Source organism: Streptomyces sp. NPDC058335, from assembly GCF_042723915.1.
Lineage (GTDB): Bacteria > Actinomycetota > Actinomycetes > Streptomycetales > Streptomycetaceae > Streptomyces.
In genome coordinates this window covers 333,465-354,696 of record NZ_JBHXHX010000009.1, presented here as the reverse complement: position 1 = coordinate 354,696, position 21,232 = coordinate 333,465, and the positions used below count along the sequence as shown (strand labels likewise).

At 73.5% G+C, this 21,232-nt stretch carries 15 protein-coding genes; 4 read left to right on the top strand and 11 right to left on the bottom strand.

The genetic code is table 11. The features are described from left to right. Positions 1–17 precede the first annotated feature (17 nt). The 4 genes from ACFWJX_RS20530 to ACFWJX_RS20515 form a co-directional block, all read right to left on the bottom strand. On the bottom strand, positions 18–1,433 hold the full coding sequence (locus tag ACFWJX_RS20530; protein WP_383244926.1) for a hypothetical protein: 1,416 nt from the start codon (positions 1,431–1,433) through the stop codon (positions 18–20). Next, positions 1,430–2,941: a GT4 family glycosyltransferase PelF gene (gene pelF / locus ACFWJX_RS20525; protein WP_383244923.1), complete on the bottom strand. Its 1,512-nt coding sequence runs from the start codon at positions 2,939–2,941 to the stop codon at positions 1,430–1,432. Before pelF ends, ACFWJX_RS20530 begins: the two co-directional genes overlap by 4 nt. Positions 2,942–3,076: 135 nt before the next feature. After that, positions 3,077–5,209, bottom strand: a complete 2,133-nt coding sequence (locus tag ACFWJX_RS20520) for a hypothetical protein (RefSeq protein WP_383244920.1) — start codon at positions 5,207–5,209, stop codon at positions 3,077–3,079. Positions 5,210–5,635: 426 nt separating this feature from the next. After that, entirely contained in the window at positions 5,636–6,160 is a 525-nt protein-coding gene (locus ACFWJX_RS20515; RefSeq protein ID WP_383244918.1) for a hypothetical protein, read from the bottom strand. Between the two features lie 520 nt (positions 6,161–6,680). On the opposite strand from ACFWJX_RS20515, the gene ACFWJX_RS20510 reads away from it, so the two are divergent. Both ACFWJX_RS20510 and ACFWJX_RS20505 read left to right on the top strand, forming a co-directional pair. Next, positions 6,681–8,732 carry a phosphocholine-specific phospholipase C gene (locus ACFWJX_RS20510; protein ID WP_383244916.1) on the top strand — a complete coding sequence of 684 codons (2,052 nt, stop codon included), beginning with the start codon at positions 6,681–6,683 and terminating at the stop codon, positions 8,730–8,732. Between the two features lie 83 nt (positions 8,733–8,815). Further along, complete coding sequence (locus ACFWJX_RS20505) at positions 8,816–9,697, top strand: phospholipid scramblase-related protein (RefSeq protein WP_383244913.1); 882 nt, start codon at positions 8,816–8,818, stop codon at positions 9,695–9,697. 6 nt (positions 9,698–9,703) lie between these two features. Here ACFWJX_RS20505 and ACFWJX_RS20500 read toward each other — a convergent pair whose 3' ends face one another. After that, entirely contained in the window at positions 9,704–10,786 is a 1,083-nt protein-coding gene (locus ACFWJX_RS20500; protein WP_383244910.1) for a hypothetical protein, read from the bottom strand. Next, a complete protein-coding gene (locus ACFWJX_RS20495; protein WP_383244907.1) occupies positions 10,783–11,580 on the bottom strand; it encodes a phosphatase PAP2 family protein in 798 nt (265 codons plus the stop codon). The genes ACFWJX_RS20500 and ACFWJX_RS20495 overlap by 4 nt, the downstream gene beginning before the upstream one ends. Positions 11,581–11,859: 279 nt before the next feature. On the opposite strand from ACFWJX_RS20495, the gene ACFWJX_RS20490 reads away from it, so the two are divergent. Then, complete coding sequence (locus tag ACFWJX_RS20490) at positions 11,860–12,504, top strand: TetR/AcrR family transcriptional regulator C-terminal ligand-binding domain-containing protein (protein ID WP_383244904.1); 645 nt, start codon at positions 11,860–11,862, stop codon at positions 12,502–12,504. A gap of 842 nt (positions 12,505–13,346) precedes the next feature. On the opposite strand, the gene ACFWJX_RS20485 is transcribed toward ACFWJX_RS20490, so the two are convergent. Then, complete coding sequence (locus tag ACFWJX_RS20485) at positions 13,347–14,312, bottom strand: DUF2510 domain-containing protein (RefSeq protein WP_383244901.1); 966 nt, start codon at positions 14,310–14,312, stop codon at positions 13,347–13,349. Positions 14,313–14,638: 326 nt separating this feature from the next. Between ACFWJX_RS20485 and ACFWJX_RS20480 the strand changes: the two genes are divergently transcribed. Further along, positions 14,639–17,353, top strand: a complete 2,715-nt coding sequence (locus tag ACFWJX_RS20480; RefSeq protein ID WP_383244898.1) for an ATP-binding protein — start codon at positions 14,639–14,641, stop codon at positions 17,351–17,353. Positions 17,354–17,388: 35 nt separating this feature from the next. On the opposite strand, the gene pcaD is transcribed toward ACFWJX_RS20480, so the two are convergent. From pcaD to pcaH, 4 genes are read right to left on the bottom strand one after another with little or no spacing between them, the layout of a single operon-like run. Next, positions 17,389–18,522, bottom strand: coding sequence for a 3-oxoadipate enol-lactonase (gene pcaD / locus ACFWJX_RS20475; protein ID WP_383244896.1), 1,134 nt, complete (start codon positions 18,520–18,522; stop codon positions 17,389–17,391). Next, the gene (pcaB, locus tag ACFWJX_RS20470) at positions 18,519–19,847 is read right to left on the bottom strand and encodes a 3-carboxy-cis,cis-muconate cycloisomerase (RefSeq protein ID WP_383244893.1); all 1,329 of its coding nucleotides are present in this window, start codon (positions 19,845–19,847) and stop codon (positions 18,519–18,521) included. Before pcaB ends, pcaD begins: the two co-directional genes overlap by 4 nt. Next, complete coding sequence (pcaG, locus tag ACFWJX_RS20465) at positions 19,844–20,449, bottom strand: protocatechuate 3,4-dioxygenase subunit alpha (RefSeq protein ID WP_383244890.1); 606 nt, start codon at positions 20,447–20,449, stop codon at positions 19,844–19,846. Before pcaG ends, pcaB begins: the two co-directional genes overlap by 4 nt. 6 nt (positions 20,450–20,455) lie before the next feature. Continuing rightward, entirely contained in the window at positions 20,456–21,229 is a 774-nt protein-coding gene (gene pcaH, locus ACFWJX_RS20460; protein WP_383244887.1) for a protocatechuate 3,4-dioxygenase subunit beta, read from the bottom strand. Positions 21,230–21,232: the final 3 nt, after the last annotated feature.

The window sequence follows — 21,232 nt, the reverse complement described above, 5'->3', positions numbered from 1 at the left end:
GTGGAGCCGGTGTGCGGTCAGGCGTGCGGGGCGGGCCGGCCGAGCGTCCACAGCGCGCACACCGCGAGGCAGAGCGCGGCGGCGCCGCAGCACAGGGGCAGGGCGGCCGGGCCGGGTGGCAGGCCGGACAGGGTGGCCGCCGAGGCGTAGGCCGCGGCCGCGAGGCAGATCGCGGCGGACGGCCAGGCCGCCCCGAAGGCCTGCAGCAGCAGCGCGGTCCACAGGGCGGCGGCGAGCGGCAGCAGGACGGCCGGATCGGCGCCGGTGAGCAGGGCCGCGGGCAGCAGCGGCAGGACATGGGCGAACAGACAGAGGGCGAGGACGCCGGCCGAGCGCAGCAGGAAGGCGGCGGGCGTCGCGGTGGCGCGCAGCGCGGCGACGGACAGCCCCCGGAAGCGGTACAGCAACCATTCCGCCGGCCCCATGCTCACGGTCAGCACGATCACGGCGTACGGCTCCTCATGGCCCTCCAGCAGCACCAGCACGCCCGCGGCCAGTCCGAACAGCCCGTACGGCAGCGACCGCAGCAGGCGCGGCCGGACCGCGGCCGGCGCGGGCGGGACGGCGAGGGCGGTGTGCAGTGCGTGGCCGGTGACGGCGAGCGTGGCGAGCAGCGCCAGCAGGGGCAGCGCGGCCCGCGACGACGGGTCGAGATCCCACCGGAGCAGCACGGCGGCACCGGCGATCAGCGGCGTGAGCGCCGCCAGCAGCAGCCGCTCCCGGCCCAGCACCAGCAGCACACCGGCCGCCGCCAGATACACCGACTGCCCGGCCGCCACCAGCGTCACCGGGCCGCCGCCGGCGGACAGCGCGGCGGCCGCCGTGGCGACCACCGCCCCGAGGGGCGCGCCGACCAGGAGCGTACGCCCGGCTTCCCGCCGCCCGGCCGTCATCCGCAGGTGGGCCCGGTGCCCCAGCGCCTGCCCCCAGGCCCAGGAGATCAGTCCCGCCACGACCAGTACGGCGGTGTGGCGGCCCGCGTCCCACAGGGGCGCGGTGAGCGGATAGGCCAGGCCCGGCAGCGCGAACAGGGCGCCCCGCAGCAGACAGCGCACGGTGTCCGGGCGCCAGGGGTCGGCCGCGGGCGCGGGCTCGGGGAAGGTGCGCGGCACCCTGTCGTAGAGCGCGGAGGCGAGCGAGAACAGGTTCGGGTGGCCGTACCGCTCCTTGATCACGGAGGCGGACAGGCCCTCCGCCTCCAGCAGCGCGGCCACTTCGTAGGGGTGGACGGCGGGGCCGACCCGGTCGGCGAGTTCGGCGGCGAGGGCACTGACCGCCTCCTCGTCGGGGCCCTGCCGGGGCAGCCGGACGGCGAGGGTGGTGTCGTCCAGGGCCCAGCGCGGGCGGCGGCGCGGCGGGCCGGGTGCCGCCAGCCGCAGCGCCAGGGAGTCCTGTTCGGCGCCGCCGGGTTCGAGGGACATCGGCCCGCTCATCCGGCGAGGCTCCCCGTGCCGGTGACCGCCGGGGCGGGCAGGAGCATCCGGGCGGGCAACTCCGGCCTCAGCGAGGGTAGTTCCTGGTAGATGGAGCGGAACGTGTCGATGGTCTGCCGCAGGGTGAACCGCTCGATCACCCGCAGCCGCGCCGCCTCGCCCATCGCCCTGCGCCGCGTCGCGTCGCCCAGCAGTTCCAGCGCGGCGGCGGCCATCGCGGCCGGATCGCGCGGCGGCACCACCAGACCGGTGTCGCCGACGGCCTCGCGGACCCCGCCCACATCGGTGGAGACGGTGGCCCGCCCGCACGACATGGCCTCGATCAGCGTGAACGGGAAGCCCTCGCTGATGCTGGACAGCATCACCACGTTGCCGGCCGCGTAGGCGTCCTTGATGTCGTCGACGCGGCCCTCGAAGGTGACGGCGTCCGCATGCCCCAGCCCGGCGGCCAACTCCTCGCACCGCCCCCGGTAGGCCTCTCCGCCCCGCGGTGTCCCGCCGAACAACCGCAGCCGCACGGCGGGGAGTTCGGCCCGCACCAGGGAGAAGGCGCGGATCAGGGTCTCCAGGTCCTTGATCGGGTCGACCCGGCCCGCCCAGCTGAGGGTGAGCACCTCCGGCTCGGGCCCGGCGGGCGGGAACGCGGCGGGGTCCACACCGTTGTAGACGGTGCGGATCGACTTCGGATCGGCGCCGCCCTGCTCCTCCCACAACCGGTTGTAACGGTTTCCGGGGGTGATCAGCGCGGCCCGGCGGTACGTCTCCTCGGCCAGCAACCGGAAGAAACCGAGGACAACCGCTTTCACCGGCCAGCGGTAGGGGGCGGTCCGGTAACCGAGGTAACGCTCGCGGAGGTAGACGCCGTGCTCGGTCAGCAGCAGCGGCACACCGTGCCGTTCGAGCGCGGCCAGACCGGGCAGGGCGGCGACGCCTCCGCTGACCGCGTGGGCGACCCCGCTCTCCGGCGGCGGTACGGCCAGCGGGCGCAGGGCGTGTTCCAGCAGGGCCGTCGCGGTCAGCGCGTCGTGCACGGTCGGCCGGGCCTCGCGCACGGCCAGACCGGGGCGGGTCCACACGGAGGCGAGCAGGGCGATCGCCCGGTCGCCCCGCAGGAACGCGCTCAGTCCGCCGTCGGCCGCCGCTCGCGCCAGGTCGTACAGCGCGGGTGCGAACCCGTCCTCCGCGCACGGATCGAGGAGTGCGGTCAGGAACCGCTCGTAGGCGGCGGCGAGCCGGCCGCGGGACCGGCCGCGGGGCGCGCGTCCCTCGGGCGGGGCGCCCCACAGGGGGACGGACCGCACCCGCGTGACGTGAGCGGGCAGGTCCCACACCAGGGGTTCGCGCCCCGTGCCGGTGACGGCGAGGACGTCGAAGTCCATGTCGGGCATGCCCTGGACGAGTTGGTCGCACCAGACGCTCACGCCGCCATGGCTGTGCGGGTAGGTGCCTTCGGTGAGCAGGGTGACGCGCGTCGCGCCGGGGCGTCGCGCGCCGTGGGGAACGTGCATCGAGGTGCTCCACGGCCGAGGTGTGGGGTGGTTCGTGCGCGGCGGCGGGCTCCTCGGGGGAACCGTTTCGCCGGTGGCGGTCCCGGCCGCGGGTGGGCGGCCGGGACCATCGGTGGGACCGGGTGGGTGCGCCGTTCAGCCCCGTGCGGAGGACGCGACCGGTTCGGTGACGCCGGCCGGGACCCGGGTGTCCGGGGCCGGCCCCGTGACCGGAGGGGCGGGGGCGTCGGCGGTCGGTGCGGGGGCGGCCGGAGCCGACGGCAGGGTGAGGGTGAGCGGGGTGCCGGCGGAGGGCGTCCAGCCGGAGACCCTGCCCGCGTAGGGCGCGCCGAACGCGGTGCCGTCCAGCGTGGAGCCGGTGGGCAGGGTGGCGGTGACCGCCAGTCCGGCCGGTGCCTCGACGGTGACGGTGCCGCCGATGCGGTAGGCGGTGACCTGGCCGGACCGCAGGGCGTTCCCCCAGGCGGCCCGGCGCCCCAGCTCGGTGCCGATCTCGCTGGTCCGCGGGTTCACCACGGGGGTGTCGTCGGCGAACAGTGCCGTGTAGCCGTCGAGGACGCCGCTCAGCACCGGGTAGGCGATGCGGTCCTCGGCCAGGTTCGACTGGTGGATGAAGTGCGGCTTCGGGTCGTTGGACAGCACGTGTCCGAGGGCGATCCGCGTCTCCAGCGGCACGATGTGCCCGGTGTAGCCGGTGACGGGGTCCAGCGGGGCGGCGAGGCAGGTGGTGGTGGCCGGGTTGTCCTCGCAGATGCCGCTGCCGCCCTGGGCGCGGCTCGTGTAGATCCAGTTGTACTCGTCGATCTGCTCGGCGGCGCGGCCCGCGTTGTAGAAGACGTTCATCGGGTGGCGGGGGACGGTGGTCGCCGGTCCGACCGAACGCTGGGCGGGCTCACGGGAGTTGTCCGAGCCGAGCCAGGCGATGTCGTTGTCGTCGAGGGCGAGGGCCAGGTTAGGGTTGTCCTCGGGCTGCTGTGGCAGGACCTTCATGCCCGAGTGCTCGCCGGTGACCAACTCGTCGTTGTGCAGGGGGAGTCCGGCGCTCTGCCCCCACGCCCGGTTCGCGGCGATCTCGTCCGCGATCTCGTAGCGGCTCACCCACCGCGTGGAGCCGTCGGCGTTCGTGGCGCATTTCCACGGCACCACCGAGGTGTCCTGCGCACAGCCGAGGAAGGCGTGCGTGTACGTGTGGTTGATCCAGCGGAACGCGTTGCGGTCGGCGATGAGTTCGTCGGCGAGCGGATCGGCGCCGTCGTTGTCCTCGCGGTGGTCGACGCTGCCCGCGCCGTTGTAGGCGAAGTCGAGGGTGAAGCCGTGCTGCTGCTGCCAGGTGACGGCGTGGTCGACATCGGCCGGCGTCATCCGGATCGGGTCCGGTGTGGCGTTCGGGTCGGTGCAGTCGACGTCGCCCGGAGTGCAGTTGAGGGCGGTGTTCCAGCGGTCGTCGGCGGCGAACACGTCGTCCACGTGCACCGCGAAGTAGTTCCGGGAGGCGCCCAGACGCACACCGCCGGTCATCCACTCCACGATGCCGCGGGCCAGCAGCCGGAACTGCTGCTGGTACTGGTTGTAGACGAACGTGACGACCAGCTCGCGCCGCCCGTCGTGCCGGTACTCGCCCACCAGGGAGCCACGCGTCGCCCGGCCCGGGATCGGCGCGTCGACGTAGGAGGTGAAGTCGGCGCCCGCGACCGGGTTCGACAGGTAGGCGTAACTCTCCCCGACGGCCGAGTCGTTGTCCTCGAACGGTACGGCGCCGTCGAGGTAGCCGAAGGGTCCGGCCCGGCCGGCGGTGGTCACCGACGCCTGCACGCCGTCGAGGCTGCCGGAGTAGCCGCCGTACACCGGATACTGCAGACCGGCCTCCGGACGCGCGTAGGTGTAGGCGTCGACCTGGGGCACCGCGTACGTCTGCTCGTAGGCCGCGAGCGCCGCCATCTCGGTGGAAGCGGCCGGGAACGGGTTGTCGTCGGGCAGCACCACCGCCTGGTACTTGGCGCGCGGCCGGCCGTCCACGGTGTCGGCCAGGAAACCGGCGTCGATCACGGGCCGTTCCGGCTGCGTCAGGTCGATCTCGGTGTACGGCGTGCCGGCCGCGGCGAGTTCGGCCGCGATGGCGTCGGTGGACGGGCCGCCGTCGCTCACCACCAGCACCCGCAGGTCGACGCGGGGCGTGGTGGTGTCGGCCTGTGCCGCACCGGCCGGCAGGCCGAGCGAGGCGATGAGCGCGCCCACCGTGAGCACGGTGGTGCGTATGGTCCGCTTCATGCGGTGAAGTCCCCTCCCCGGGCAGGGGTGAGCACGGCTCCCATGGAGCGGACGCACCCCCTGGCGCGACGCCGGCGTCCCCCTCAGAAGCCGGTCGTCCACGCATCCGTCGCGTCACATCGTGATGTCCCTGTGTAGCTTTCGTGGCCGTGTTGCGAAACATGACGGAAAAGTGCAGGTGACCAATGAGGTACCTGTGGCACCGACCGGGGCGTGGGCCGTCCGCCGGTACGCCGTGGATCCGGGCGGCGTGAGGGACACGCCTGCTGGTCCGGGGGCCGGAGGGTGTACCGGCGGGCCGGTCCGGCCCGCCGGGCAGATGCCCGTGCCCGGAGGCGGTGCTGTGCGCCCGCTCACGGGTCCCTGTTCGGGTCATGGGCCGATTTCAGGTCGACGCGACAGCTCGCTGCCCGTTGTGATGGTCTGTCAGGCGCACAGGACACGGGTTTCGGGGGTGTACACCGGCCCGCCGCTGATGCTCGTGCTGTCGCTGAACTCGGCGTAGAAATACGAGTAGAAACCGATGTTGCCGTTGCAGCCGGAGTCGGCGGCGACCTGGAGCGTCAGGGTGACGGTACGGCTCTGGCCGGGCGGGACGGTGGTGCCGTAGTTGGCGCCGAGGTCCGCCGGACCGGTCCCGGCGCAGGGTACGGAGCCGGCGGCCGTGGCCAGGGCGCAGCCGGTGAAGCCGTACTTCAGGTCGGGGCGCTGGGTGGTCAGCCAGGTGGGGTCGATCGTCTGGTACATGAACCAGATGTCGTAGGTCTTGTTGTTGGTGATCGTCATCGACAGGTTCACCGTGCCGCCCGGCGTGGTGGTCGCGCCGTCGGTGGCGAACGTCAGCTCGGCGGCAGCCGGGTCCGCGCTCGCGGCGGGCGCCAGGCCGAACACGGCCAGGGCCACGGCGAGGACGGTGCTGAGTCCGAGGCGTCTCATCAGTGGTGATCGCATGGACCGGGACGCTAGGCAGGCACCACGGGTACCGTCTGCCCCGCGGGTCGGCCGCGGGCCCCGGTCGGCCGGAAGTGTGTCCCGCGTGAAGGCCGTGTGGCGAAGCCGTGTCGGTCCTGGGGGTCGGTGAAGGCGCACCGTGGCGGGGTGGTGACGCCGCAGATCGGTGGGCGGGTGGTATCGGTCGGCCTCGTGGGTCCGTCCGGACGATTTGGCGCGTACCGGTGCGCGGGAGGGCTGCCCGACGCGCGGGCCGGCGGTGGCTTCTCGGCCGTCCGCCGATTTCCGGCCCGCGGTGCGGGCGGGGCCCCGGGTGCGTCGTCGGGTGCGGGTGGACGGGCGGCCGCACCCCGGTCACCACCTCGTGGGGGACCCGCCGCACCCCCCGTACCGTCGACCTTCACATGGGGGCCATCCGTGCCTTCCCTCCCGTTGTGTCCTCTTGGAACACTCCTTGCGCGCGCATTCCTCAGCGAACCACCGGCCGCCGAACACGCCCCGCACGAGAGGTCCTTCACCCATGTCCGAAGTCAACCGGCGCAGATTCCTCCAGATCGCGGGTGCCACCACGGCGTTCAGCGCGCTGTCGAGCAGCATCGAGCGTGCCGCGGCCCTGCCCGCCAACCACCGCACCGGGACGATCGAGGACGTCGAGCACATCGTCGTCCTCATGCAGGAGAACCGTTCGTTCGACCACTACTTCGGCAAGCTGAGGGGCGTGCGAGGCTTCGGCGACCCGCATCCGGTGACGCTCCCGAACGGCAGGTCGGTGTGGCACCAGTCGGACGGCACCAAGGACCTGCTGCCCTTCCACCCGACCGCCGACGACCTCGGCATGCAGTTCCTCGAAGGCCTCCCGCACAGCTGGCCCGACGGCCAGGCGGCCTACAACGGCGGCAGGTACGACAAGTGGGTGCCCGCGAAGGGCACGACCACGATGGCGTACCTCACCCGCGAGGACATCCCCTTCCACTACGCGCTCGCCGACAGGTTCACCGTCTGCGACGCCTACCACTGCTCGTTCATCGGCTCGACCGACCCGAACCGCTACTACATGTGGACGGGTCACACGGGCAACGACGGCCGGGGCGGCGGCCCCGTCATGGGCAACGACGAGGTGGGCTACGACTGGACGACGTACCCCGAGCGGCTGGAGCAGGCCGGCATCTCCTGGAAGATCTACCAGGACATCGGCGACGGCCTCGACGCGCAGGGCTCCTGGGGCTGGATCCAGGACGCCTACCGCGGCAACTACGGCGACAACTCGCTGCTCTACTTCAACAAGTACCGCGACGCCGCCCCCGGCGACCCGCTGTACGACAAGGCCCGCACCGGCACCGACGTGAAGAACGGCGACGGCTACTTCGACCGGCTCCGGGCCGACGTCAAGGCCGGCACACTGCCGAAGATCTCCTGGATCGCCGCCCCCGAGGCCTTCTCCGAGCACTCCAACTGGCCCTCGAACTACGGTGCCTGGTACATCGCCCAGGTCCTGGACGCGCTCACCTCCAACCCGGCGGTGTGGGCGAGGACGGCCCTGTTCGTCACCTACGACGAGAACGACGGCTTCTTCGACCACCTGGTGCCGCCGCTCCCGCCGACGTCCGACGCGCAGGGCAGGTCCACCGTCGACGTCACCCTGGACCTGTACCCGGGCGCCGGCGACCGCGTCGCCGGTCCGTACGGCCTCGGCCCGCGCGTGCCGATGCTCGTCGTCTCGCCCTGGAGCAAGGGCGGTTACGTCTGCTCCGAGACGCTCGACCACACCTCCGTCATCCGCTTCATGGAGCGCCGCTTCGGGGTGCGCGAGCCGAACATCTCGCCCTGGCGGCGGGCCGTCTGCGGTGACCTGACCGGGGCCTTCGACTTCTCCCGCAGGGACACCGGTCCGGTCGCGCTGCCCGACACCGACGGGTACGAGCCGCAGGACCGCGAGCGACACCCCGACTACCGGCCCACCCCGCCCGCCGAGGGCACCCTGCCCAGGCAGGAGCGCGGTCTGCGGCCCGCCCGCCCCCTCAAGTACGCGCCGTCCGTCGACGGTACGGCCGATCCGGCGGCCGGGACGTTCACGCTCACCTTCGCCTCCGGTGCCAAGGCGGGCGCCGCCTTCCTGGTCACCTCCGGCAACCGCGCCGACGGGCCGTGGACCTACACCACCGAGGCCGGCAAGAAGATCTCCGACACCTGGAACTCGGCCTGCTCGGGCGGCTCCCACGACCTCACCGTGCACGGACCGAACGGCTTCCTGCGCGTCTTCAAGGGGCCGGGGGAGACCGCGGGACCCGAGGTCGTGGCACGGCACGTGGGCGACGACGTGGAGCTGACCTTCACCAACCGCGGTTCCGCGACGGTGGAGTTGAAGGTGGCCGACGGTTACCGCGGCCGTACCACGACCGTACGGGTCAAGGTGGGCGCCGTCCTCAAGCGCACCGTCGACCTGAGCGCCAGCCGGCGCTGGTACGACCTCACCGTCACCTCGGTCGCCGACCCGTCGTTCCAGCGGCGGTTCGCCGGACACGTCGAGAACGGGCGCCCCGGGGTGAGCGACCCGGCCATCGTCACGGAATGAGTGGGCCGCGTGGGTAAAAGCACGGTGAACACCGCATCGTGGGGGCTGGTCAGGTCCGGGTGGGCTCGGGGTAGTGTGCCCCGGTGACCACGCATTCGAACACGCCTGCAGGTTGGTACCCGGACCCGCACGGGGCCGACCGGACCCTGCGCTACTGGGACGGATCCCAGTGGACCGAGCACACCCACGCCGAGCAGCAGGCGCAGGGCCGGCCGCAGGCGCAGCAGCCCGTACCGGCTCAGCAGCCCGCAGCGGCGCAGCCCTTCCAGCCGCAGGTGCCGGCCCAGCCGGCCGCCGGACCCGACCCCCGTGTGCAGCAGCAGGTGCAGCAGCAGGCGGGCGTCGCGGCGGGCGGCCCCGGCGGCGGCACGCTGTTCAGCGAGCCGGTGCTGGTGGTCAACCAGAAGGCCAAGCTGATCGAGCTGACCAACGAGTACAAGGTCATGGACCAGCAGGGCAACCAGCTCGGCTCGGTCGTGCAGGTCGGGCAGAGCGCGCTGAAGAAGGTCCTGCGCTTCGTCGCCAGCATCGACCAGTTCATGACGCACAAGCTGGAGATCCGCGACGCCCACGGTCGGCCGGTGCTGCTGCTGACCCGCCCGCGCAAGTTCCTGAAGTCGCGGGTGATCGTGACGCGTCCGGACGGACAGCCGGTCGGCGAGATCGCCCAGCAGAACGTCTTCGGGAAGATCAACTTCGCCATCAACGCGGACGGCCGGCAGGTCGGCGCGATCAGGGCGGAGAACTGGCGGGCCTGGAACTTCGCGATCGTCGACCACGCCGACAACGAGGTCGCCCGGATCACCAAGACCTGGGAAGGCCTCGCCAAGACCCTGTTCACCACCGCGGACAACTACGTCCTGCAGATCCACTACCAGCTGCCCGAGCCCCTGCTGAGCCTGGTCGTCGCCACCGCGCTCACGGTGGACACGGCCCTGAAGCAGGACTCCCGCGGCCTCGGCTGACGCCGGTCACAGTGACGTGAGCTGCCCCGGTCCCGTGGCCGGCCGGGGCAGCAGCGCGGGCTCGGCGGACGCCGTCCCCGGCTTCAGCGCCAGCACCGCGGCCACCGGATGTTCGTCGTGCTCGTCCTCGTGGCGCGCGGCACGCTTGTCGGCGTCGTGGTGCACGACGTGTCGCGGGGTGTGTCCCGAGGCGTACAGCGCCGCGAGTTCCGCGGTGGGTCCCACCGTCGGAGCCGTCGGAGCCGTCGGAGCCGAGGCAGCTGCCACGGGTTCCGGTGTCGCACGGGACAGCAGAACCACGCCCCATGCGGACAGGCCCGCCCCGCCGACCGCGAGGAGCACGCCCGCCGCCCCACCCTGGAGCCGTTCGCCCAGCAGCGTGAGGCCGATCACCGCGGCGGCCAGCGGGTTCGCCAGCGTCACCACCGCCAGCGGGGCGCCCAGTCCGCCCCGGTAGGCGGTCTGCGACAGCAGCAGCCCGCCCGTGGCGAAGGCGGCCACCAGCAGCGCCACCACGATCACCTGCACGCTCGGCAGCGGACCGGTCCGGTCGGTCGCGGCCACCGTCACGGTCTGGGTGAGCGCGGAGGCCACCCCGGAGGCGAAGCCGGACGCGCCCGCGTGCCGCAGGCCGGGCCGGGTGCCGGGCCGGGCCAGCAGCCCGATCAGCGCCGCCGTCACCCCCGCCACCGCGACCGCCTCGGACCCGCTCAGCACGTCGTCGGGGGCCGGACCGGACGCCGTGACCAGGATCGCCGCCAGCCCGAGCAGGGTGAGGGCGGTGCCCCGCCACTCGGCCGCGCCGACCCGCCGCCCGGCGATACGCGCGCCCAGCGGCACCGCCGCGACCAGGGTGAGCGCGCCGAGCGGCTGCACCACGGTCAGCGGCCCGTACTTGAGGGCCACGACGTGCAGCACGGCGGCCCCGCCGTTGAGTCCCACCGAGGCCCACCAGGCGCCGCTGCCCAGCATGCGTACGAGGCCGGCGCCGGGGGAGCGGGCGGCCAGCCGCTCCTGGGCGACGGCCGCGGCGGCGTAGGCGACAGCGGAGAACAACGACAGGACGACGGCGACCATGGCGGCGTTCATCGGCCGGCCCCCACGAGTACCTTCTCCTCGGCCGGTAGGAGGTTCGGCGCACCGCGTCCGGCCGTCGTCACCGTGCGCCGCGGCGCGTGGACCACCGCGAGGGCGACGCCGAGGAGCGCGGTGGCCATCAGCGCGTCGAGCCAGTAGTGGTTCGCGGTGCCCACGATCACCAGCAGGGTGAGCAGCGGGTGCAGCAGCCACAGCCACCGCCGACGAGACCGGGTGGCGGCGATCATCCCGACGGCGACCATCACGGCCCAGCCGAAGTGCAGCGAGGGCATCGCCGCGAACTGGTTGGACAGGGTGTCGGTCTGCGGCGGCCCGTACACCGAAGGCCCGTACACGCGCGCGGTGTCGATCAGTCCGGTCGACGCGAGCATCCGGGGCGGCGCGAGCGGGAACGCGAGATGGACCACCAGGGCGGCGGCCGTGACGGCGGCCAGCACCCGGCGGGCCCAGACGTAGTGGGCGGGGCGCCGCAGATAGAGCCAGATCAGGAAGGCCGCGGTGGCGGGGAAGTGCACGGTCGCGTAGTAGGTGTTCGCGACGTGGACCAGGCCGTCGCCGTGCAGCAGCAGGGACTGCACCGTGTCCTCGTCCGGCAGCCGCAGCCATCGTTCCGCGTCCCACACGCGGTGCGCGTTGCGGAACGCCTCGGCCGTGTGACCCGTGGCCAGCTGCCGGCCGAACTTGTAGACGAGGAAGAGCCCTGCGACGAGCAGGAGCTCCCGGACTATCGGCGGCCGTACCGGTGTGACCGGTTCCGCTTCTTCAGGCTCGGTGCGGGCATTCATCCCCCGGCCCCTTCGCTGACGTGGTGCGTGCGGGTGGTGCATGTGGGTGGCGCAGTGGGTGGTGCGTGTGCTGGGCAGGTGTGCGCGGTGCTTCTGGTGCCGCTCTGGTGTGCGGGCTTGTGGCCCTGACCCATGTATGCACCATCGATACGACATCGTACCGATACGCCAGTGTACCGATACGGATGGGTACCGGTACACTGGCGTATCGATTGACATACGACACACTGGGAAGCGGTCCCTCGAAGGGCCGCCGGACAGCAGTGAGGAGAAGGGCCGATGACGTCGCAGGCCGCGGACGGACCGGAGTCGGTCGCCGCCTCGCGCCGCTCCAAGCTCACGCCCGAGCGCGAGCAGGAGTTCTTCGACGCCGTCCTGGAACAGATCCGCGAGTGCGGGTACGAGGCCGTCACCATGGAGGGCGTCGCCACCAGCACCCGGTGCAGCAAGTCCACGCTGTACCGGCAGTGGAAGACCAAACCGCAGTTCGTGGTGGCCGCCCTGCGCTCCCGCCGCCAGTCGCGGCTCGCGGGGATCGACACCGGATCACTCGCCGAAGACCTGCGCGAGGCCGCGCGGGGAGCGGCCCGCTGGTCCATGACCGACACCAAGCTGCTCCAGGCGCTGGGGCACGCCGTCACCCAGGACGCGGACCTCGCGGGCGCGCTGCGCGAGGCGATCGTCGAACCGGAGATCACCGCCCTGCGGGAGATCCTGCGCAGGGGCGTCGAGCGCGGCGAGGTCGCGGCCGGCCATCCGGCGCTGGAGTACGTCCCGGCCCAGATGTTCGGCATGGTCCGCGCCCGTCCTGTGGTGGACGGGGAATACGCCGACGAGGCGTACCTGCTGCGCTTCGTGGAGGCGGCCGTACTGCCGGCACTGGGCCTCGGCCCGGGAAGACCCAGGCCGCCGTCCGCGGGATGACCGGACGGTGACCTGACCGCGCCGCACCGTGGGGACGGGGGCGGCGCGCACCCCCCGGCCGGGTGGGGCCCCCTTGAGCGGAGGGGCGCCCCACCCGGCCGTCGGTGTGTCGGGGCGGTGCTGGTACGGCGACGGGGCGGGGGGCCGGGACGTCCGGCCGGAATGGGCGAGTCGGGTGGACGCCGGCCTGTGCGGAGCCGACGAGTCGGCCGGGTGTCGGTCTCTGCGGGGGACCGGTTTCCCGGGTGCGTGACAATGACGCGAGGGCGAGTGGACCGACTCCGACCGGCTCGCCGGGGCCGGTGTGGACCGACTCCGGCCGACCGTGTCCGACCCGGTTCGGCCGGTCCGCTCGATCAGACTCTGCCGTCCCGTCCCGTCCCGTCCCGTCCCGTCCGGTCGCGACGGGCGGGCCGACCCGACTGACTGAACCCAGCGACGAGCGTTCGCGCTGACCTGACCTGACCTGACCTGACCTGACCTGACCTGACCTGACCACCTGACCTGACTTGACCGGACCTGCCGGGACCGGTCGGCGCCTGCCGACATCGCTCGGCCCGTCGGGACCGCGAGGCCCGGCCGGCGCCCGCCGACACCGCTCGGGCCGCTCGGGTCACCGGGCCACCCGGTCTGCCCGGCAGTTGAGACTCCCCGGCGGCGCCCGCCATCACCGTTCGGGTCGGCCGACACGGCCCGCACGGCCTGCCCACGCACCCGACACCGGCCGGCGCCCGCCGACACACCGGCCGGTACCGGATCGGGCCGGTCGGCACCGGGTCGGGTCGGCCGGTTGTGGCCCACTCCGGCCGGCCCATGTCGGCCGGCGTGGGCGCCGGCCCCGCTCACACCCCCTGCCCGCTGCCGCCCCCCGTCGACACCTTGATGCCCTTGGTGATCTCGTCGATGACGGACACCTTCTGGTCGGCGTCGACGCCGAAGCGCAGGACCACCATCCGCTTGGGGTCCGAGGGCGCCGGGAACGCCAGGGACTCGACGTAGCCGTCGGCGCCCTTGCTCGTGACCGCCTTCCAGCGGACCAGGTAGCCCTTCTGCCCGGCCACGGTCACCGCCTGCGAGGCGAGCACCTGGTGCGAGGTGATCTCGCCGTAGGTGGTGCCGCCGTAGGACTCCTCGGCGTTGGCCTCGATGTCCGCCTTGGCGACCGCCTCCGCGGTGGAGCCGGCCACCTGGGCCGGGGCCGAGTACACGCCGCCCTTGGTGCAGGTCTTCGACGTGTCGCCGGGGCACTTGTAGGAGGAGTCGGACGTGATCTGGGCGCCGACGCTCAGCTCCTGCCCGCTCCAGCCGTCCGGGATGGGGATGCTGATGCCGTTGAGCGCGTCGGTCACCGCGCCGCTCTCGATCTTCGGCGCCTCCGACCCCTCCGGGGACGGCGAGGCACCCCCCGAGCCGCCGGAGCCGCCCGGGTCACCGAAGGGGTCCTGCCCGTCGGAGCCGCCCGGACCGCCCGGCCTCTGCGCCGTACCGGGTGCGTCGGAGCCGCCGTCGTCCTTGGTCAGCGCGTACACGCCGACGCCGATGCTGGCCAGGACCGCCACGGCCGCCGCGACGGCTATCCCGGTGCGCAGCCCGCGCCGCGAACCGCCGGGTGGGGCCGCTGGATAGGTCGGATATGCGGGAAAGGCGCCGACCGTCGGGGCCTGGGCCGGCGCACCCCACGCGGCGGCCGAGCCCGCGGGACGGGTCTGGTCCGTCCATGCCTTGCCGTCCCACCAGCGCTCGGTGGGCGGGGCGTCACTTGTCTGCCCGGGATCGGGGTACCACCCGGGGGGAGTCACCTGCGTCATGCCCCCACCGTATGAGGCGTCGGTGAAAGTCGTATGAGAGGGATGGCTTCTTGTTCGCGGTGTCGTTCCGGCACCCCGTGCCCCGTCGGCCTGAATTCGACGTCGGTCGGCGTCGGTCGGCGTCGGTCGGCATCGGACGACGTCAATTCGGCGTGAGTCCCCTCTCGTTGACGTTCCGGGGCCTCAGTCGCAGGCCCGCGGGGCCCCGGCGGAGTACCGCCCGTCACCCGCCGGGGCAACAGCTGGGCGGACCACCCTCCGCGCGGACCGCCGGACGGCTACGCTCGAGGTCGTACGTCGTTCGGGCGACTTGGGGAGGTAGCGGGATGACGAAGGTACGGCCGGCGGCGGCCGCCTCCGCTTCCCTGTGGGAGCGCGACAAGGAAGTGGCCGCCATCGAGCGGGTGGTGGACACGCTCTGCGCCGACCGCTCCTCGTCGGGCCGGGTGCACCTGCTGCGCGGCGACGCGGGACTCGGCAAGACGGCACTCCTGGCCGAGACCCGGCGCATCGCCGAGGCCCGCGGCTGCACGGTGTGGTCGGCCCGCGGCGGCGAGACCCTCAGGTCGGTCCCCTTCAACGTGGTACGGCAGCTTCTCCAGCCCGCGCTGCTGTCCCTGCACCCGGAGGAGGCCCGCGAATACCTCGGTGACTGGTACGACATCGCCGGCCCCGCCCTCGGCATCGCGGACCCCGGTGAGAGCCCCGCCGACCCGCAGGGCGTGTGCGACGGCCTCGTCGCCGCCGTGACCCGGCTGGCCCGGCGTGACTGGCCGCTCGTGCTGCTCGTCGACGACGCGCACTGGGCCGACCAGGAGACCCTGCGCTGGCTCGCGGCCTTCGTGGAACGCCTCGACGAGCTGTCCGTGCTCGTCGTCGTGGCCCGCAGGCCCACCGAGGTCAAGGGCGACAGCGCCCGGCACCTCGACACGGTCGCCGCGGCGGCCGGACAGTCCGTCACCAGCCTCAGCGTCCTGACCCCGGAGGCGGTCGCCGGGCTCACCCGCGCCACCCTCGGCGAGCACGCCGACGACCCGTTCTGCCGCGAGGTCTGGGCCGTCACCGGCGGCAACCCCTACGACACCGTCGAACTCCTCGCCAAGGTCCAGGACCGGGCGCTGGCACCCGGCGAGTCCTCCGCCACCGAACTACGCCCGCTGAACCGCTCCGCGCGCGGCGGCGGCCTCGTCACCCGCCTGGAACAACTGGGCGTCGACGCCACCCGGTTCGCCATGGCGGCCGCCATCCTCGGCGCCGAGATCACCGTCGACCAGGCGGCCCGGCTCGCCGGCATGCGCCGCGAGGTCGCGGTGCGCTGCGCCGAACTGCTCCGCAGCGCCCGCATCCTGACCGCACCCGACGCGATGGCCGTCCCCGCCGACGACGGCGACCTGGAGTTCGTCCACCCACTGATCGCCACCGCCGTCTACGACTCCATCCCCGACGGCCTGCGCAGGGCGATGCACGGCATCGCCGCCCAGGTCGTCATCGACGCCGGCAAGGGTCTCGCGGCGGCCTCCCGGCATCTGCTCCAGGTCCACGCGGACGACGACGAGGAACTCGTCGAGCAGCTGCGCGAGGCCGCCCGCGAACACCTCGCCGTCGGCGCCCCGGACGCGGCCCGCCGCTGTCTGGAACGCGCTCTGAGGGAACCGCCCGCGCCCGACGTGCACCCGCACGTGCTCTACGAACTCGGCTGCGCCACCCTCCTCACCTCGCCCGCCCGGACCATCGAGCACCTGCGGACCGCGCTCGCCATGCCCGGCCTCGACAACGCCAAGCGGGTCGACGCCGTCTACCGCCTCTCCCAGGCCCTCACGCACAACGACCAGCTGGAGGAGGCCGTCCGCACGGTCGAGGCGGAGGCCGCCCGGCAGACCACCGGAGCGGCCAGGATGCGACTCCAGGCCGTGCAGTTCATGTGGGAGGGCATCTACGCGGGGGAGACCACCTCGCCCGGCCGCTCCGAGAAGCTCGCAGCGCTCGCCGCCACCTGCACCGGCCGGGACAACGCCGAGCGGGCCCTGCTCATCCTGCGCGGCTTCGACGCCATGACCCACGGGGAGAACGCGGAAGTCGTCGCCGAACTCTGCGACCGTGCCCTGGTCAACGGCCGCCTGGCACCCGGCCTCGGCTGGACCGACCCCGAGTGGGGCCTGGAACTGCTGATGATGCTGGCCAGTTCGTACGCCTACACCGACCGCCTCGACCGAGCCGAAGCCCTCTTCAACGAGGCCCTGCGCGCGTACACCACCGCCGGCTGGAGCGGCGGACACCTCGCCGTGGCCCACGCCTACCTCGGACTCGGCCTGCGCCGCCGGGGCCGGCTGCGGGAGGCCGAGGAGACCCTGCGGGAGTCACTGCGCATCGCCGAACGCGTCGGCCGCGGCCTGCCCCTGTACTGGTCGGCCATCTGCAACCTCGTCGACACGCTGCTCGCCCGCGGCCACACCCAGGAGGCCTGGGACATCGCCGAGCAGTACGGCTTCGCCCCGCCCTACCCGTCCACGATCGTGCTGCCCGACCCGCGGTCGGTGCGCGGCCGGCTGCTGCTGGCCGTCGGCCGCACCCAGGACGGCATCAACGAGCTGGCGGAGGCCGAGAAGGCGGCCGCCGTCCGAGGTCACCTCAACCCGGTGATGGTGCCCTGGGCCGCCGATCTGGCCAGGGCCCTCGCCACCGAGGACCCGGCGCGCGCCGCCCGGCTGGCCTCCGACGCCCGCCGCCAGGCCGAACGCTTCGGCACGGACACCGCCATCGGCGAGGCCCTGCGCTGCGCCGCCGCCCTGGAGACCGGCCAGCGCGCGGTCCGCCTCGCGGCCCAGGCGGTCACCTACCTGGAAGCCTCGCCCTGCCAGTACGAACACGCCGCCGCCCGCGTCGAGTACGGCATCCTCTCCCGCTCGGCCTCCGAACTCCACCGCGGCCTCACCCTGGCCCGCTCCTGCGACGCGGACGGCCTGGCCACCGAGGCCCAGACAGCCCTCGACGCCCTGGGCGCACCGGCGGTGGGCCTGGTACCGGGCCAGAAACGAAGGTAGGTGGCCCGGCAGACCCCCGGGGCGATCACGCGAGGTCAGTCCCCGCTCTCCTCCCCCTCCTCCTCGGCCAGTACCCGCTGGGCCGTCGCGAAGGCAGAGTTCGCTGCCGGGACGCCGCAGTAGACGGCCGTCTGGAGGAGGACCGCGCCGATCTCCTCCGGGGTGAGCCCGTTGCGCCGGGCCGCCCGGACGTGCATGGCCAGCTCGTTGTAGTGGCCGTGGGCGACCAGCGCGGTCAGGGTGATCATGCTGCGCTCGCGGCGGCTGAGCGTGGGGTCGGTCCAGATCTCGCCCCAGGCGTAGCGGGAGATGAAGTCCTGGAAGCGGGCGGTGAACGGCGTCTGCCGGGCCTGCGCCCGGTCCACGTGCGCGTCGCCGAGGACCTCCCGCCGTACCCGCATGCCCTGCCCGGCGCCGGTGCCGAAGTGGGCGCGCAGCGCGGTCAGTACGGCTCGTGGACACTGCGCGGGGGCCAGGTGCGAGGCGCCCGGGATCTCCACGAGCGTGGCGCCCGGCACCGCGTCCGCGATCTCCCGCAGATGCGCCGGCGGTGTCGCCGGGTCCTCGCGGCCGGCGACCAGCAGCGTGGGTACGGCGATCTCCGCGAGCCGCTCGCGCAGGTCGAACGCGGCCAGCGCGTCGCAGCAGGCCGCGTAGGCACCGGGGTCGGCGCTGCGGTGGTCGGCGACCAGTTCCGGCACCGTGAACTCACCGCTGAACCAGCGGGAGTTCGCGTTGTCCGCGAGCGAGTCCAGCCCCTCGCGGCGCACCAGCGCGGCCCGTTCCTGCCACGGCCGCGCGCCGTTGAAGTGGGCCGAGGAACAGATCGCCGCAAGTGACGAGACCCGCTCGGGGTGGTGCAGCGCCAGATGCAGTCCGACCGCCCCGCCCAGCGACACGCCCGCGTAGGCGAACCGTTCCAGGCCGAGGGAGTCGGCGAGCGCCAGCACCAGCCCGGCCAGGTCGCCGACGGTGGCGCCGGGACCGATCAGGTCGGCCGCCGAGCCGCCGTGCCCCGGCAGGTCCCAGCGGATCACCCGATGCGTGATGGACAGTTCGGGCGCGACCTCGTCCCACAGCGCGTACGAGGTGCCGAGGGAGGGCCCGAGGAGCAGCGGGGGGGCGGAAGTCGGACCCTCGGCACGGTGGTTGAGCAGCTTCTCGGTCAACGTCGCTCCAGGGCGCGGTCGGTGAGGGCTCCGGCGGAGCCGGTGTAGTGGGCGGGGTCGGTGAGGTCGTCCAGGTCGACGTCCTTCAACGTCGGTTCCTCGGCGAGGAGTTCGCCCAGCGAGCGGCCTTCGGCGAAGGTGCGGGGTGCGAGCCGGGTCAGCAGCTCCTTGGCGCGGGCCCGGCCGAGCACCGCCGACAGCTCGGCGGCGAGCCGCTCGGAGACGATCAGCCCGTGGGTGAGTCCGAGATGCTCGCGCATGACGTCCGCGTGCACCCGCAGCCCCTCGGTCAGTTCCGCCGCGTCCCGGGCGGCCCCGCCGACCAGCCGCAGCAGGTCCCGCAGCGGCTCCCACTCGGCGTGCCAGGCGCCGGCCGGCCGCTCGTCCGGCGCGACCAGCGCGCCGTACAGCGTCGCCGCGAGCTGCGGGGCCCGCCGGGCGGCGGCCGCGATCAGCGTGGACCGCACCGGGTTCGCCTTGTGCGGCATGGCCGAGGAACCGCCACCGGTGGCCTCCGCGACCTCCCCGATCTCGGTGCGGGAGAGGGTGAGCACATCGGCCGCCGTCTTCCCCAGCGCGCCCGCCGCGAAGGCCAGGCATCCGGCCAGGTCGGCGACCGGTGTGCGCAGTGTGTGCCACGGCAACAGGGGTGCCCTCAGGCCCAGTTCACGCGCGTACGCGGCGGGCAGCGCGGTCGCCTCCTCGGCGCCGTACGCCGTGAAGGCGGCCAGCGTCCCGGCCGCACCGCCGAGTTGGGCGGGCAGGGAGTCCCGTACGGCCGACACCCGGTCCCGCGCGTCCAGCACCAGCGAACGCCACCCGGCGGCCTTCAGGCCGAACGTCGTCGGTACGGCGTGCTGGGTGAGCGTCCGGCCCGGCATGGGCGTGTTCCGGTGCACGGCGGCCAGTCGCGCCAGCGCCCGCTGCGTACGGTCGAGGTCGGCGAGGACCGGCTCCAGCGCCCGCACCGCGACCAGCATGGTCGCCGTGTCCATGATGTCCTGGCTGGTCGCGCCCCGGTGGACGTACGCCCCGTACTCCGCGCCGACCGCCTTCGTGAGGTCCGCGACCAGCGGGATCACCGGGTTCCCGCCGCTCCTCGCGCGCTCGGCGAGGGACCGTACGTCGAAAGCGCTTGCCGCGGCCTGGGTCACGGCCGCCGCGGCCGCCGCCGGGGCGAGGCCCAGCGCGGCCTGCGCACGGGTCAGCGCGGCCTCCGCGTCGAGCAGCGCCCGCAGATAGGCGGCGTCGCTCGTCGCGGCGGCCGCGGGGGAGCCGGTCCACCCGGGGGCGAGCAGACCGGCGTCCGACTGATCAGCTGTCACTGGAACTCCAGGAAGACCGTCTCGCCTTCGCCCTGAAGGCGGATGTCGAAACGGTAGGTGCCCTTTCCGTCGTCCGCGGCGATCAGCGTGCCCCGGCGCGCCGGATCGAGCCCGGCCAGCAGCGGGTCCGTGGCGTGCGCGGCCGTGTCCTCCGGGAGATAGATCCGGGTGAACAGATGGACGAGCAGCCCGCGCGCGAACACGCACACGCTCAGGTAGGGAGCGCTGCGGCCGCGCGCGCCGGGCCGCAGGGTGCGCGCGTACCAGTGGCCGTTGGCGTCCGTCTGGATGCGGCCCCAGCCGGTGAACTCCACGCCGTTGCGCCCGAGATAGCCGCCGGTCGACGGGTCGCGCCGGATCGAGCCGTCGACGGCCGGCACCCGGCCGTCCGGGTCGGGGCCCCACAGCTCGACGAAGGCGTCCGGCAGCGGCCTGCCCTCGCCGTCGTACACGTAGCCCTGGACGGTGATCGTGTCCGGGTGGCCGACCGGCGCGATGTCACCGCCGCCCGGGAAGGGCAGCGCGTACCCGTAGAAGGGGCCGACCGTGTGCGACGGGGTGGGCAGCACGCTCTCCGGGCTGCTGGTGTCGATCTTCGTCATGGCGGGTCAGCGTCCTTCTTCGATCCAGGTGGCGTTCGGGCCGTCCAGCACGATGTCCCAGTGGTAGCCGAGCGAGAACTCGGGCACGGACAGGCTGTGGTCGTAGGTGGCGACCAGCCGCTGCCGCGCGGCGTCGTCCGTCACCGACTGGAGGATCGGGTCGTAGGCGAACAGCGGGTCGTTCGGGAAGTACATCTGTGTCACCAGCCGCTGGGTGAACGCCGAGCCGAACAACGAGAAGTGGATGTGCGCGGGCCGCCAGGCGTTGACGTGGTTGCGCCACGGGTACGGCCCCGGCTGGACCGTGGTGAAACGGTAGAAACCGTTGTCGTCGGTGAGTGTGCGGCCCACTCCGGTGAAGTTCGGGTCCAGCGGAGCGTCGTGCTGCTCGCGCTGATGGGCGTACCGGCCCGCCGAGTTGGCCTGCCAGATCTCCACCAGCTGGCCGCGGACCGGGCGGCCGGAGCGGTCGAGGAGCCGGCCGGAGACGGTGATGCGCTCGCCGATCGGCTCGGCGCGGTGATGCCGGGTCAGATCGTTGTCGATCTCGGTGATGTCCCGCTCGCCGAAGGCCGGCGAGGCCAGCTCCACCAGCTCCGGGTCCTTGGCGACGTCGATCGCGACGGGCGGCTGCTGCGGGTGGCGCAGGGTGGAGGAACGGTAGGGCGCGTAGTCGCGGCGCGGGTGGTGCTCGACGGGGGCGCCGTCGGCGAGCCGCTTCTCGTACGCGGCGTGCTCGGCCGCGATCTCCTGGTCGATGTCGGCCTGCGTGAGAGTCATGAG